General features: G+C 38.9%; 12 protein-coding genes. 5 read left to right on the forward strand and 7 right to left on the reverse strand.

The features are described from left to right. Positions 1-122: 122 nt before the first annotated feature. From IEV57_RS00820 to rfbC, 3 genes are read right to left on the reverse strand one after another with little or no spacing between them, the layout of a single operon-like run. Positions 123-1,085, reverse strand: a complete 963-nt coding sequence (locus IEV57_RS00820) for an SDR family NAD(P)-dependent oxidoreductase (RefSeq protein ID WP_188438642.1) — start codon at positions 1,083-1,085, stop codon at positions 123-125. Continuing rightward, positions 1,082-1,834 (reverse strand): tyrosine-protein phosphatase, encoded by a 753-nt coding sequence (locus IEV57_RS00825; RefSeq protein WP_188438643.1) that lies wholly within the window; start codon positions 1,832-1,834, stop codon positions 1,082-1,084. Before IEV57_RS00825 ends, IEV57_RS00820 begins: the two co-directional genes overlap by 4 nt. Next, complete coding sequence (gene rfbC, locus IEV57_RS00830) at positions 1,835-2,383, reverse strand: dTDP-4-dehydrorhamnose 3,5-epimerase (protein WP_188438645.1); 549 nt, start codon at positions 2,381-2,383, stop codon at positions 1,835-1,837. 157 nt (positions 2,384-2,540) lie between these two features. Here rfbC and hflX point away from each other — a divergent pair, with 157 nt between their 5' ends. Continuing rightward, on the forward strand, positions 2,541-3,800 hold the full coding sequence (hflX, locus tag IEV57_RS00835) for a GTPase HflX (protein WP_188438647.1): 1,260 nt from the start codon (positions 2,541-2,543) through the stop codon (positions 3,798-3,800). Positions 3,801-3,859: 59 nt separating this feature from the next. On the opposite strand, the gene IEV57_RS00840 is transcribed toward hflX, so the two are convergent. Both IEV57_RS00840 and IEV57_RS00845 read right to left on the reverse strand, forming a co-directional pair. After that, on the reverse strand, positions 3,860-5,191 hold the full coding sequence (locus tag IEV57_RS00840) for an alkaline ceramidase (protein WP_188438649.1): 1,332 nt from the start codon (positions 5,189-5,191) through the stop codon (positions 3,860-3,862). Positions 5,192-5,243: 52 nt separating this feature from the next. Beyond that, positions 5,244-6,407, reverse strand: coding sequence for an AIR synthase related protein (locus tag IEV57_RS00845; protein WP_188438651.1), 1,164 nt, complete (start codon positions 6,405-6,407; stop codon positions 5,244-5,246). A gap of 191 nt (positions 6,408-6,598) precedes the next feature. Here IEV57_RS00845 and IEV57_RS00850 point away from each other — a divergent pair, with 191 nt between their 5' ends. Together IEV57_RS00850 and IEV57_RS00855 are read left to right on the forward strand one after the other, a co-directional pair. After that, complete coding sequence (locus IEV57_RS00850; protein WP_188438653.1) at positions 6,599-8,365, forward strand: MutS-related protein; 1,767 nt, start codon at positions 6,599-6,601, stop codon at positions 8,363-8,365. 60 nt (positions 8,366-8,425) lie between these two features. After that, the gene (locus IEV57_RS00855; protein WP_188438655.1) at positions 8,426-8,578 is read left to right on the forward strand and encodes a lmo0937 family membrane protein; all 153 of its coding nucleotides are present in this window, start codon (positions 8,426-8,428) and stop codon (positions 8,576-8,578) included. 44 nt (positions 8,579-8,622) lie between these two features. Here IEV57_RS00855 and IEV57_RS00860 read toward each other — a convergent pair whose 3' ends face one another. Both IEV57_RS00860 and katG read right to left on the reverse strand, forming a co-directional pair. Then, the gene (locus IEV57_RS00860; RefSeq protein ID WP_188438657.1) at positions 8,623-9,018 is read right to left on the reverse strand and encodes an STAS/SEC14 domain-containing protein; all 396 of its coding nucleotides are present in this window, start codon (positions 9,016-9,018) and stop codon (positions 8,623-8,625) included. A 111-nt stretch (positions 9,019-9,129) separates the two neighbouring features. Next, positions 9,130-11,364 (reverse strand): catalase/peroxidase HPI, encoded by a 2,235-nt coding sequence (katG, locus tag IEV57_RS00865; RefSeq protein ID WP_188438659.1) that lies wholly within the window; start codon positions 11,362-11,364, stop codon positions 9,130-9,132. 300 nt (positions 11,365-11,664) lie between these two features. Here katG and IEV57_RS00870 point away from each other — a divergent pair, with 300 nt between their 5' ends. Then, entirely contained in the window at positions 11,665-12,804 is a 1,140-nt protein-coding gene (locus IEV57_RS00870) for a 5-(carboxyamino)imidazole ribonucleotide synthase (RefSeq protein WP_188438661.1), read from the forward strand. A 3-nt stretch (positions 12,805-12,807) separates the two neighbouring features. Then, positions 12,808-13,323: a 5-(carboxyamino)imidazole ribonucleotide mutase gene (gene purE, locus IEV57_RS00875; RefSeq protein ID WP_188438663.1), complete on the forward strand. Its 516-nt coding sequence runs from the start codon at positions 12,808-12,810 to the stop codon at positions 13,321-13,323. The last annotated feature ends 137 nt before the right edge of the window (positions 13,324-13,460 follow it).

Raw genomic sequence — 13,460 nt, forward strand, 5'->3', positions numbered from 1 at the left:
TAAGTTACCAATTAAATTAGTGTCTCAAAATCAATTCAAATTATTTTTTGCTTTGTGAGAATAAATTTGTGCTCCATTCATGTGGAAGCGATTCTCTAAATAAGACATTTACAAACGACAGCTTATTCTGATTGGTTCTCTTTTGCCCAAGATAGCGTTTCAGACAATGTCCTAAAATTAAAATCAAGTTCCTTCTTGATCTTTTCATTGGACATCTTGAATTTGAGTTGAGCGAGTTTTGCAGATTGAGGACTGAGAGGTATTTTACTCAAACCAAACAATCTTCCAAGCCAAGAGCCTATTAGAACGATTTTCAACATTCCATTGCAAATAGGTTTATTCGGAGCTTTTTTTCCAAATGCTTTCCCTAATTCTTCGAAAAATTGCTTGTATGAAATAGCATCAGCATTGATGATATACCGTTTTCCCCAAGAGTCTTTGATAAAACATTGTGCTACCGCTTCTGCAACATCTCTTACATCCACGTAATTAATGATGCCAGATGGATAGTAGGAGTTTTCTTTGAGCACATAGTCATAGATTTTTGTACTCGTTCTGTTGTCCGAGATTTTTCCCAAAACTAAAGATGGATAGACGACCATGACATCCAAGCCTTCTTGTGCTGCTCTCCAAACTTCCAGTTCTGCCAGATATTTTGAAATGGCATACGATGAGTTAAGTGGAGACTCTGTCCATTTCTGATTTTCCGTGACTGTAAATGCGTCCGGTGTTCTTCCAAGGGCGGCCACAGAACTAATATGAATCAGTTTTTTGATGTTTTTTTGGAGCATGACATTGACCACATTGGTAGTACCCACCAAGTTCACCTCCATCAATGCCTTCTTGTCTTTGTCAAGGTATGAAACCAATCCTGCCACATGAATAACCATGTCCATACCTTCAAATGCAGCTTCTAGAGATTGATAGTCATTGATATCTCCTTCTATCCAATTGATTCTTTTGTCCTGAAGAAGAGTCGTATCGCTTTTTACCCTTTTGAGCGCATAGATCTCTCCTAAATTAAGAAACTTATCAGCAATATAACTCCCAAGCAATCCTGATGCACCTGTAACTAGTATTTTCATAAAGTCTTGTTCAACAAGTCCAGCGCTTGCAATTTTTCATAATACTTACTTTGGGGAAGTGTTTCCAAAGCATCCAAATACCTTCCATTATGACAATCCGTACCCACCAACTTCACCCTGTTTTCATCAATCAGCGTTTCGGCAAATAACTTGCTCTCTTTGGAATAAAACCCTGTCAATGAAAGCAGATTAATTTGAAAAAAAACGTCTCTATCCAATAAATCATGAACTAGTTTCTTGTCATTCAGCAAATAAAAATACCGCTCAGGATGAGCCAATATAGGCTTATAATGCTGAAGTTCTAGCTCAAATAAAGTCTCCAGAAAAATCGCAGGCTTCTCTATAAATCCCGTCTCTACTAAAATCAAATTGTCTGAAACAGTCAGCAACTGCTCTCCTCTTTTAATTTTCTCAAAAAAGAATTCATCCAAATAGTACTCTGCCGCACCATGAATTTCTATATCGATATCCTGATTTGATAATTCCTCTCTCAGTGTCTTTATCCCTTTGACTACAATCTCAGGCGTATTTTTATAAAATTCCCACATGATATGGGGCGTAGTGATGATTTTTTTCAACCCATAACCTTTGAGCCTTTGGATCAAATCTATGGATTGTTCCAATGTTTTTGATCCATCATCTACACCAGGTATCAAGTGAGAGTGCATATCCACCTGCATCCAATCTAACCGAAGCTTTTCTTTAGATGTATTGGATGGACTCTTTTTGAAAAAATCGAAAATACTCATTTATAAACCTCCCGTTTGTCTTTTAAATTCTTCTAATGTCGGCCAAGTATTGTCTTTTTCTGATAAGATTGGATTTTCTACTTGCCAGTCAATAGCTAACTCAGGATCATTCCAAAGAATTCCTCCCTCGGCTTCTTTATTGTAATAGTTCGAACATCTATATAAGAAAACTGCCGTCTCCAACACCGAAAAACCATGTGCAAAGCCAGCTGGAATATATAATGCATTGTTGATCTTACTATCAAGAATAATACTCAACGATTGTCCAAAAGTTTTTGAATCCTTTCTTAAATCTACAATCACATCGAGGACCTTTCCTATGATGACACGAACCAACTTGGCCTGAGCATGGGGTTCTTTTTGAAAATGAAGTCCACGAATAGTCCCTGCTTGGGAGTAAGATTGATTTTCTTGCACCCAATTCACATGAATTCCTTGTGATTCTAGAGCCTCAGCTTTAAAAGATTCAAAGAAATAACCTCTACTATCTTCAAAAACTCGGGGTACAAGTTCAAAAACTCCTTCGAAGGGCGTTGAATTAATTTTCATATGATCTGATTTAGTTTACGAAGTTTGTGGACTTTTATTTTCATTAAAGCATCAAAGATAATAGGAATTCATCCGAGGATGGTATTTTTGTAAGATAATAGAACAGGAACTAAAAAGCTGATCTTTTCCTTTTCAATGACAGCGCTCAAAATATAATATGACTAAATATTCCAAAAAACTTCAAAAATTACACGAAACAGCTCCCAAAGAAGATACTGCTGTACTTGTAGCCTTAATCAAGCAAGGGCAGTCGGACAGACAAGTTCATGATTATTTGGACGAGCTGGCTTTTTTGACTGAGACATTGGGTGCAAAAACTGTCTATAAATTCACTCAAAGACTCGAAAAACCCGATGTGAAGAGCTTTGTTGGAACAGGAAAATTAGAAGAAATCAGAACATATATCGAACATTTTGAGGTCGATATGGTGATTTTTGATGATGACCTTTCTCCATCACAGATGAGAAACTTGGAGAATGAACTTAAAGTAAAAGTGTATGACCGCTCACTCTTGATCTTGGATATATTTCTCAAAAGAGCCCAGACTGCACAAGCAAAAACTCAAGTTGAATTGGCAAGATTTCAATACCTTTTGCCTCGACTGACTAATATGTGGACTCACTTGGAAAGACAAAGAGGTGGGACAACCACGCGTGGTGGATCAGGTGAAAAAGAAATTGAAACGGATAAGAGAGACATCCGCGGAAGGATTACACTTCTCAAAGAGAAACTCAAAGAAGTAGAAAAACAAGGTGTGACTCAACGTAAAAGTAGAAAAGGAATAGTTCGGGTTTCGTTAGTGGGTTATACTAACGTCGGAAAAAGCACCTTGATGAATCTGATCACTAAAACTGATATTTTAGCCGAAAACAAGCTTTTTGCTACAGTCGATTCTACGGTGAGAAAAGTAGTGCTTGAAAATATTCCTTTCTTGCTTTCTGATACAGTTGGGTTTATTAGAAAATTACCCACACACTTAATTGAGTCTTTCAAATCTACCTTGGACGAAATCAGAGAAGCTGATTTTTTGATCCATGTAGTAGATATCAGCCATCCAGGATTTGAGGATCATATCGCTGTTGTCAACGAGACATTGAATGAAATCGGAGCGAGCGAAAAACCAATGTTGCTTGTTTTCAATAAAATCGATCTTGTATCGCAGATGCCATCCGAAGAGGAACAAATGAATATGACTGAAATCGAATTAGAAGAAAGTAATTTCCTAGACTTCGAAAAACTCGCAGAAGCATACAAGAAAAAAACTGGTATTTCTCCTGTTTTCATGGCCGCGGAAAGTGGTCAGAATGTCGAAGAATTTAGAGAGGTCTTGGTCAGAGAAGTCAAAAAAGAACATAAGAAAATGTATCCGCACTATCTGGAAGATGAAAAGATAGACATGACAGGATTTGAAGAATAAATCAAAGGGGTTTCAAGAAATTGAAACCCTTTTTTTTGAGCCGAAATTGAGCTAAAATATCACCAGCTTTTCAAAATCAAGCCATTAATCAACTCATTGAAGTACGCCCCATTGTATGGTCCATACCAATTCATCCCTCGAGCTTCGTGGTAATCGTAATCATAATATTCATCAGGAGTAATGTATCCGATGTAACCCCCATTGAAGGTCGTCAATATTAAATTAAGCCCACGACTTTTTGCTAAGGCTTCCCAATCTTTCATAAATACACCCGATATCTCACCACTTGAACTGAGCAAGAGTGTATTACCAAGTAACAATACATCAAAATGAGCATTGCTTTTACCAAAAGCTGATTCAAATATCCATGGGTTTAATCTCACATTTTCGCCCAACTTATAATGTGCCTCACGAAGTGCTATAGGAAGCTTTGAATATGCAATTTTCTCTTTTGAAACAGGGCTGATTTGCTTTACATTTCTGATACTCTGTTGATAAACGGCTTCTGCAAAAGCCTCTGTATGTTCCGGTTGATTACCTGTTCGAGCAGGACCTTGGCTTCCAACCACCCCTGCTGCAAACAAAGCAAAATCATACATTTTATCTTCTAATTTCTCCATCAAATAATGTGGATAATCACCCGATAAGCCCATAAACTTTACCGCCAAAGTAGTCGGATGGGCGCTGTATGTTAAAAATGCTGCACGCTCACCTGACTTTTTCTGAAATGTCAACTGTCGAATAAAAGGATCAACCTGTCCTCCTTTGATGAATCGATTGTATACCAAAGTATCTGTTTGAGAAATCTGATAATTGATAAAAGCAGTATCTTGACTTGCCAAAGCTGATTCTAATCCTTCCAATGTTTTTTGCTCGAGCATTTCTACGATGAATTCATCATACCCACCAAAAGCAACTTTGCCCATCAACCCAGGAATATAACCTCCAATTCCGCTGTGAGTATGCGTAGCAGTGAAGTAAGTAAAATCGATGGGCAAGCCTTGATTTTCTATACTCGTTTTTATCCTCTCTGCTAAATAGGGGTGAACGATCAGCAACTCGTAATTCAAAATCGCAATATTTTGAACTCCGTTTCCAACAACCAAAACCCTCACAAAACTGCTATCTAGAACAAATTCATATTTTCCACGTGGTGCGTAACCTACCAGGTTTGCAGGTTGCTCAGGAGTCGCGTTGACTTTGGACCAACCCACCTGCCAAAATTCCCCTTCTGAAAAGTTGGGCTCGAGATTTTCAAGATCTGAAATGGTCTCGAGATAATAGTCCTTTGTCTTATAATCAGACCGGTCAATAGATTTTGTCAACAATACCCCAACCAAGGAAAGTATAAAAAGCACGATGAAAAATGTAGAAAGGACTTTTTGAAGCATAATATTAATTGGAATGAATATTTATTTCATCATAGCCCTTAATCTGGTATTTCTAATACTCAAAAGTACCGTGAGCACCCTGAACAGTAACTTTCTTGCCTTGATGTGGTACTACTCGTCCGATAATTTTGGCTTCTACACCAAATCCTTCAGCGATATCAATGATTTCCTCTGCGTATCTTTCTTCCAAATAGATTTCCATGCGGTGACCCATGTTGAAAACTTTATACATCTCTTTCCAATCTGTTCCACTTTCCTCCTGAATAATTTTAAATAAAGGTGGGGTTTCAAACAGATTGTCTTTGATAACATGTACGTTATCCACAAAATGAAGCACTTTGGTCTGTGCGCCTCCACTGCAATGTACGATTCCACTGATCTTCGGTCTGAGATATTTCAATACATCCACCATAATCGGCGCATAAGTTCGCGTAGGAGAAAGGACTAATTTCCCAATATCCACAGGAGTACCTGGCGCTGGGTCGGTTAATCCATATTTTCCAGAATAAACCAAACTCTCAGGAACAGCAGGATCGAAACTTTCAGGGAATTTTGTCTTGAGCACTTTAGAAAAAACATCATGACGCGCAGAAGTCAGGCCATTGCTGCCCATTCCGCCATTGTAAAACTCTTCATATGTCGCTTGGCCAAAAGATGAAAGCCCAACGACTACATCTCCTGCTTTGATTTTATCGTTTGAAATCACTTCATCCCGGCGCATTCTGCAAGTCACCGTGCTATCCACAATGATCGTTCTGACCAAATCTCCCACATCTGCTGTCTCACCACCAGTTAACACCACATTTACTCCACTGTCTCGAAGCATTTGAAGAACTTCTTCTGTTCCTTCAATAAGTGCAGAAATCACTTCTCCCGGTACAAGGTTTTTGTTTCTACCAATGGTCGATGACACCAAAATATTATTGATCGCACCCACACAAAGCAAATCGTCGGTATTCATAATGATGGCATCTTGGGCGATACCTTTCCAAACACTCAGATCCCCAGTTTCTTTCCAATACATGTAAGCCAGAGAGGACTTCGTACCTGCACCATCTGCATGCATGATGTTGCAATACTCAGGGTCATTGCCAAGTGTATCTTCTACGATTTTACAAAATGCTTTGGGAAAAAGTCCTTTATCCAACTTAGAAATTGCCTGGTGAACATCTTCTTTTGAAGCAGAAACACCACGCTGCATATACCTTTCGTTCATGGGGGATTGATGGGTTGGTTATATGGAAGACAAAGTTAAGGATTAATTGTGGATTGCTGTAGCCTGTGCCAATATATCGAAATCAGAAAAACAAAAAATCACTAAGGCTATTTACGCGTTTCCTTTTAGGAATTCCAACAGATATTGATTTGTCAACTGTTGAAATCATTTATAAACACTAATTTTGCAGAATGATTGATCAAATAGACTTTAGTAAACTAGAAATAACACTCAGCAACACAAAGAAAAAAGCAGCGGGACTTTCCATTATCAGACTTATTTTATTCTTTGGGATTTTTGTCGTTGCTATCGTAGGCATCAGTGAGGTAAGGTTACTTTTACTTTTATTGCCAATATTGATTGGGCTTTTTGTCTATTTTATCCTGCAATTCAACAAGCAAAAAGATAAGGAAGCGTTTTTGAAAGAATTGATCCGCATGCGCGGGGATGTTCAACTGAGAAAAGAAAGAAAACTGAGCGCTTTTGATTCGGGAATTGAATTTCAAGAAAAAAGCCATCCTTTTGCAAATGACTTGGATCTTTTTGGGGAGCATTCCCTTTTCCAAATGCTCAACCATACTGTGAATAAAGGAGGTAAGGGAAAATTGGTCTCTTGGATGAAAAGTCAATTTAATCCAAGTACGGCCAAAGAGCGAAGTGCAAGTATCAGGGAACTCTCGACAAAAGGTGAGTTTCTTCAAAGCTTTGAAGCCCTGGGACGCGCATTTATCAAGAAGGAAAAATCCAAAGATGAGTTTTACAAATGGCTAGAATCATCGATTTCTTTTAAATCCTGGCTATTTATCCCAATGGTACTTGGTCCGGTCGGAGGTTTGGCCCTCTTGATCGGCACCTTATATTTTGGAATGCCATTTGGATGGATTGGACTTTGGATTCTTTTGGGAGGAGTATTCCTCGCGACTGTTTTCAAGCCGCTTCAAGAAGCCGCCATGCTGATGCCCAATCAAGGAGATGTGAAAACCTTCGCTTTTTGGTCTTCCCTTTTGGTCAATGAAAAATTCCAAGATACTCATTTGAAAACCCTTCAGCATGCATTCAAAAACGAAGAAATCGAAGCCCCAAAAGTCTTGAAATCTTTGGAACAGAAAACATTCATGATTCAGAATAGGCTGAATTTGATGTATTTGATTTTCAATTTACTTTTCTGGACTGATTTATTTCTATGGTGGAAACTGATTTTGTGGAAAAATAAGAACGGAAAATACCTCAATCAATGGGAAACGAGTTTTGAAGATTGGCAAGTTTTGATTTCTCTGGCATCTTTTTCCAAAGAAGAAAAGCTCAGCTGCAAAGTAGAGTGGCTTGACGGGGAAGAAATAAAAGTGGAAAACCTTTGTCATCCATTACTACACCCAAACATTGCTATTGGAAATAATTTTAGCATGTCTGATTCCAATCACATCGTGCTTTTGACTGGAGCAAACATGTCTGGCAAAACCACCTTTATGCGGACTTTAGGAATCAACATGGTCCTGGCTAACCTTGGCCTTAGCCCTTTTGCGAAATCTTTTGAAATGGGGAGTTTTCAACTGTTCACAAGCATGCGAAACTCCGATAATTTAGGGGAAAGTGTCAGCTCCTTTTATGCAGAATTGGCGAGAATAAAGCTTTTGCTTGACACTGCCGAATCTGGAGTGAAGGTATTCTTTTTGTTGGATGAAATTCTAAAAGGAACCAACACTGCGGATAGAATTATGGGAAGTGAAGCTCTGATTCATCAATTATATGCCGCAGGAGGCAAAGGAATCATTTCTACCCATGACATTGAGCTGAGTGGATTGGAAGAAAAATTGAATTATCTGGTGAACAAAAGTTTCCACAGCGAAATCACCGACAAAGAGATTCATTTTGATTATACTATCAAAGAAGGTCCCTGCCCAAGCTTCAATGCTCATAAGTTGATGGAACTGATGGGGATCAGATTTAATGAAAATTAGTTGTTGGCATAGTACTTGATTAAGGGTATGTAAATCAATTATTTACTAAACCAACATACTATGAATTCTTTATTATATTTAATCGCAGTGATCTTGATAATCGGCTGGATCTTAGGATTCTTTGTGTATAGCGCCGGTGGACTGATTCACATTCTTTTAGTGCTTGCTGTTATTTCAATTGTTCTTAGATTGATCGGCGGTCGAAGAATTTAAACACACTTACTCAATTATATTAGAAGCTCCTCAGGGAGCTTTTTTTATGCCTTAGCATTCAATTGAAGCTGTACCCAATCTTCTGCTTCTTCTTGCTTCTCACAAATTTTGTAAGGAACAGGTTGCTTTTGGAAAGAAAAAATCATTTTTAGAATCGCTCTTATGGCCAAATTTGAAATCACATAAGCCGTTCCACAGCAATAGTCTTCCATTAGTTTTGTATTTTCATCTAGCCATGCCGCCTGCATTTTTTGGTGACGAAGTGATGGCAAACTAGCATTCGAGGCATCGAAAATCATAGCTAACTTCTGCTGATCCGCATAGCAGGCTTTCGTTTCGTCTAAATATGCTTGAAAATTTTCATCTGTACTTTGCTCACCCGTAAAAGTAATTTGTACAATGGGTTTTCTGGTTTGGTCTATGCTGGCGTATTTCTTCATATTTCAAAAACCCTACAATAAGAAAATGGTTTTCAGCTTGTTCTAAATTAGAGAAAAATAAAAAGGTGACCTGTTTCCAGATCACCTTTTACATTCATGTATTCGATTTGTTTAAACTAGATCAAAACGATCAAGATTCATCACTTTGTCCCAAGCTTTGACAAAGTCTTTTACAAATTTCTCTTTGGCATCGTCCTGCGCATATACTTCTGCTATGGCACGCAGCTGAGAATTAGACCCAAACACCAAATCTACTCTGGTACCTGTTCTTCTAACCTCTCCTGTTTTGCGATCATGTGCTTCAAATGTATCCGCTTCCTTGCGAGAAGGTGCCCAAGCTACTCCGATATCAACCAAATTGACAAAGAAATCATTACTTAATGTACCTGGACGGCTCGTAAATACACCATGTTTCGAATTTTTATAATTCGCTCCTAATACACGCATACCTCCTACCAAAACAGTCATCTCAGGAGCACTCAACTCAAGCAATTGTGCTTTGTCGATCAACATCTCTTCATCCGCTACGGTAAATGCTGCTCTTCTGTAATTTCTGAATCCATCAGCTTCCGGTTTCAACCAATCAAATGATTCCGCATCGGTTTGCTCTTCAGTTGCATCCATTCTACCTGGAGTAAAAGGCACTGTGATATCAAAACCACCGTCTTTAGCGGCCTTTTCTATCGCGGCACAACCACCCAAGACAATTAAGTCAGCAATTGAAACTTTCTTATTTCCTGATTGAGAATTGTTGAAATCGTTTTGAATGCCTTCTAAAACATTTAACACTTTCGCTAATTGCTCAGGCTGATTTACTTCCCAGTCTTTTTGTGGAGCTAAGCGAATTCTAGCGCCATTAGCACCACCTTTTTTATCTGACCCACGGAAAGTAGAAGCAGAAGACCAAGCTGTGTATACCAACTCTGACACTGATAAACCTGATGCAAGGATTTTTCCTTTCAAAGAAGCGATGTCTTCGCTATCAACCAAATCATGATTCACGGCAGGAATAGGATCTTGCCAAATAAGGTCTTCTGCAGGAACTTCCGAACCCAAATAACGGGTTTTTGGACCCATGTCTCTGTGCGTCAATTTGAACCAAGCCCTTTTGAATGCATCTGCAAATTCTTCAGGATTCTTATGGAAATGCTCAGAAATCTTTCTGTATTCAGGATCCATTTTCATCGCCATATCCGCTGTAGACATCATGATGCCCACTTTGATATTGGAATCTTCTGCATCTGGTGCTTTGTCCTTGTCGGCAAGATTCTTTGGCGCCCACTGATGTGCACCTGCCGGGCTTTTTGTCAATTCCCATTCGTAACCAAAAAGCACATCGAAATAACTCATATCCCAAGTAGTTGGTGTTGGCGTCCATGCACCTTCGAGTCCACTTGTAATGGTATCTCTTCCTTTTCCACTCTTGAAACTGCTAATCCAGCCGAAACCCATTTGTTCCATCGGTGCCGCTTCTGGTTCAGGACCGACTAAAGCCGCATCTCCCGCACCATGCGTCTTACCAAATGTATGTCCACCTGCCGTCAAAGCAACAGTTTCATAGTCATTCATCGCCATACGCTTAAAGGTCTCTCGAATGTCTCTTGCTGATGCCAAAGGATCAGGATTGCCATCTGGACCTTCTGGGTTGACATAAATCAAACCCATTTGCACAGCCGCCAATGGATTTTCCAAGTTACGATCACCTGTATATCTTTTATTTCCTAACCAAGTGTCTTCTGTTCCCCAATAAATATCCTCTTCAGGCTGAAAAATATCCTCTCTACCACCAGAGAAACCAAACGTTTTCAAGCCCATAGACTCAATAGCCACATTTCCAGCTAAAATAAATAAATCAGCCCATGAAATCTTATTGCCATATTTCTGCTTGATTGGCCAAAGCAATCTTCTCCCTTTGTCCAAGTTTCCGTTATCTGGCCAACTATTCAAGGGTGCAAATCTTTGGTTGCCAGTTCCTGCTCCGCCACGACCATCTCCTGTTCGGTAGGTACCCGCAGCATGCCAAGCCAATCGAATAATAAATGGTCCATAATGTCCATAATCCGCAGGCCACCAATCCTGAGAAGTAGTCAATACTTCTTCTAAATCTTTCTTTACTTGCGGCAAATCAAGTTTTTTGAATTCCTCCGCATAATTAAAATCCTCTCCTAAAGGGTTTGACTTTGGAGCGTGTTGATGCAAAATATTGAGATTAAGTTGGTTTGGCCACCAATCCTTATTCATCGCACCACTACTACCGATTTGTGTATTGGATCCATGCATGACAGGGCACTTACCCCCTCCATTTACATTATAGGCTGTATTGCCCGTTTCATTGATGTGTTCCATATTGTTTTAGATTTATTGTTTCAATTAGACTTACAATTTACCAAAAATATTTTAGCATGAAATATTATTTCCATTGATAAAATCTATGGGTGTTCTATGCTTTCATGTCTCTTACAATTTAGTAAAAGTGTTTCACCTAACATATAAATCATCAGATCAAAATGATAGACGGCAGGAAAATTTTACCTAGCTGAAACAAGAAACTCTTGAACTTTACTTTTTCACAAAAAACATCAAGACAGAGAAAAGTATCATCCCAAATCTTTTTTCCTTATTTTTGACCGAACAAAAGACCCCGTAGTGCAACAGAATTATCAACAAAAGACATTAGGAATCCTTGGTGGTGGACAATTAGGAAGAATGGTCATCCAATCAGCCATCAATTATAATATAGATATCCACATTTTGGACCCCGATCCTGATGCGCCATGTAAGGCTATCGCTCATAAATTTACCCGAGGTTCATTGACAGATTATGATACTGTCTATGAATTTGGACAAAATTGCGATGTCATTACCATCGAAATTGAGAATGTAAATACGGATGCACTTGAAAAGTTGGTAGAGGAAGGTAAGGAAGTGTATCCTCAACCACATTTGATCAGGTTGATCCAAGACAAAAGAGAACAGAAGCAATTTTACAAAGACAATAACATCCCAACAGCGGATTTTATTCTGACAGAGAATAAAGCAGATGTAACCTCTAATATAGATTTCCTACCAGCGGTTAATAAGTTGGGAAAAGAAGGCTATGATGGGCGTGGCGTTCAGATTTTGAGAACAGCTGCAGATTTAGAAAATGCCTTTGAAGCACCAAGTCTGTTGGAGAAATTAATAGATTTCGATAAGGAATTAGCAGTAATTGTTGCGAGGAACAAAAGGGGTGATTTGATCGCCTATCCATCAGTGGAGTGCGCTTTTCATCCAACAGCCAACTTGGTTGAATTTTTATTTGCGCCAGCTACAGTCAGTTCCGAAATAGAGGAAAAAGCAAAAAAAGTAGCTATTGAAGTTATTAAAGCATTGGATCTGATTGGGATTCTAGCTGTTGAGCTATTTGTGACCAAAGAAGGAGAAATCTTGGTCAATGAAATCGCCCCAAGGCCGCACAACAGCGGACACCATACCATTGAAGCTAATTTCACTTCTCAATTTGAACAGCATCTCAGAGCAGTGATGAATATGCCTTTGGGCAACCCTGAATTGAGAATGCCTGCTGCGATGGTGAATTTATTGGGTGAAGAAGGATATACTGGAGACGCATTGTTAGAAGGATTGGATGATGCCATGAAAGAAAAAGGCATCTATGTGCACCTTTATGGAAAGAAAATCACAAAGCCATTCAGAAAAATGGGACATGTGACTTTGTTGGATGAAAATCTCGATGTATTAAAAGCAAGAGCCAAAGAAATCAAAGAATTGATCAAAATAAAAGCATAAATTATGACCAAGCAAATAGGAATCATCATGGGAAGTAAGTCTGATCTTCCAATCATGTCAGAAGCAGCCAAAGCCCTAGAAGAATTGGGAGTAACTTATGAATTGACTGTTGTCTCTGCACATCGTACGCCACAGAGAATGATAGATTATGCTGAATCCGCCAGAAAAAGAGGCCTCAAAGTCATCATCGCAGGTGCAGGTGGTGCTGCACATTTGCCTGGAATGGTCGCTTCATTAACTTCCCTTCCAGTTATTGGTGTACCAATTCTCTCTTCCAATTCTATTGATGGATGGGATAGCATTTTATCTATTCTTCAAATGCCTGCAGGAATTCCTGTGGCAACGGTGGCGCTCAACGGTGGAAAAAATGCCGGCATTCTAGCCGCATCGATTATCGGAGCTTTTGATCCAAAAGTTGCTGAAAACATGGATAACTTCAAAAAAGACCTCAAACAAAAAGTCGAAGATTCTGCCAGAGAACTTGAGCTCAAAGGTTGGAAAGAAAGCCTTGGGGATTAATAATTAGTTAATTGGATATTGGGGATTAGTAAAAAGTTACTACACTATTAGTATATACTTTTTCATACCAGTAGCCATTTAAAATAATGTAAATATTATATTTGGTGTGCTGTAGACTGTTGACCGTGGACTATTGA

The sequence above is a fragment of the Belliella aquatica genome, assembly GCF_014637795.1.
GTDB lineage: Bacteria > Bacteroidota > Bacteroidia > Cytophagales > Cyclobacteriaceae > Belliella > Belliella aquatica.

Coding starts and splice junctions, on each gene's coding strand:
- IEV57_RS00820 (WP_188438642.1), bottom strand. CDS start 1,085: ATGAAAATACTAGTTACAGGTGCATCAGGATTGCTTGGGAGTTATATT.
- IEV57_RS00825 (WP_188438643.1), bottom strand. CDS start 1,834: ATGAGTATTTTCGATTTTTTCAAAAAGAGTCCATCCAATACATCTAAA.
- rfbC (WP_188438645.1), bottom strand. CDS start 2,383: ATGAAAATTAATTCAACGCCCTTCGAAGGAGTTTTTGAACTTGTACCC.
- hflX (WP_188438647.1), top strand. CDS start 2,541: ATGACTAAATATTCCAAAAAACTTCAAAAATTACACGAAACAGCTCCC.
- IEV57_RS00840 (WP_188438649.1), bottom strand. CDS start 5,191: ATGCTTCAAAAAGTCCTTTCTACATTTTTCATCGTGCTTTTTATACTT.
- IEV57_RS00845 (WP_188438651.1), bottom strand. CDS start 6,407: ATGAACGAAAGGTATATGCAGCGTGGTGTTTCTGCTTCAAAAGAAGAT.
- IEV57_RS00850 (WP_188438653.1), top strand. CDS start 6,599: ATGATTGATCAAATAGACTTTAGTAAACTAGAAATAACACTCAGCAAC.
- IEV57_RS00855 (WP_188438655.1), top strand. CDS start 8,426: ATGAATTCTTTATTATATTTAATCGCAGTGATCTTGATAATCGGCTGG.
- IEV57_RS00860 (WP_188438657.1), bottom strand. CDS start 9,018: ATGAAGAAATACGCCAGCATAGACCAAACCAGAAAACCCATTGTACAA.
- katG (WP_188438659.1), bottom strand. CDS start 11,364: ATGGAACACATCAATGAAACGGGCAATACAGCCTATAATGTAAATGGA.
- purE (WP_188438663.1), top strand. CDS start 12,808: ATGACCAAGCAAATAGGAATCATCATGGGAAGTAAGTCTGATCTTCCA.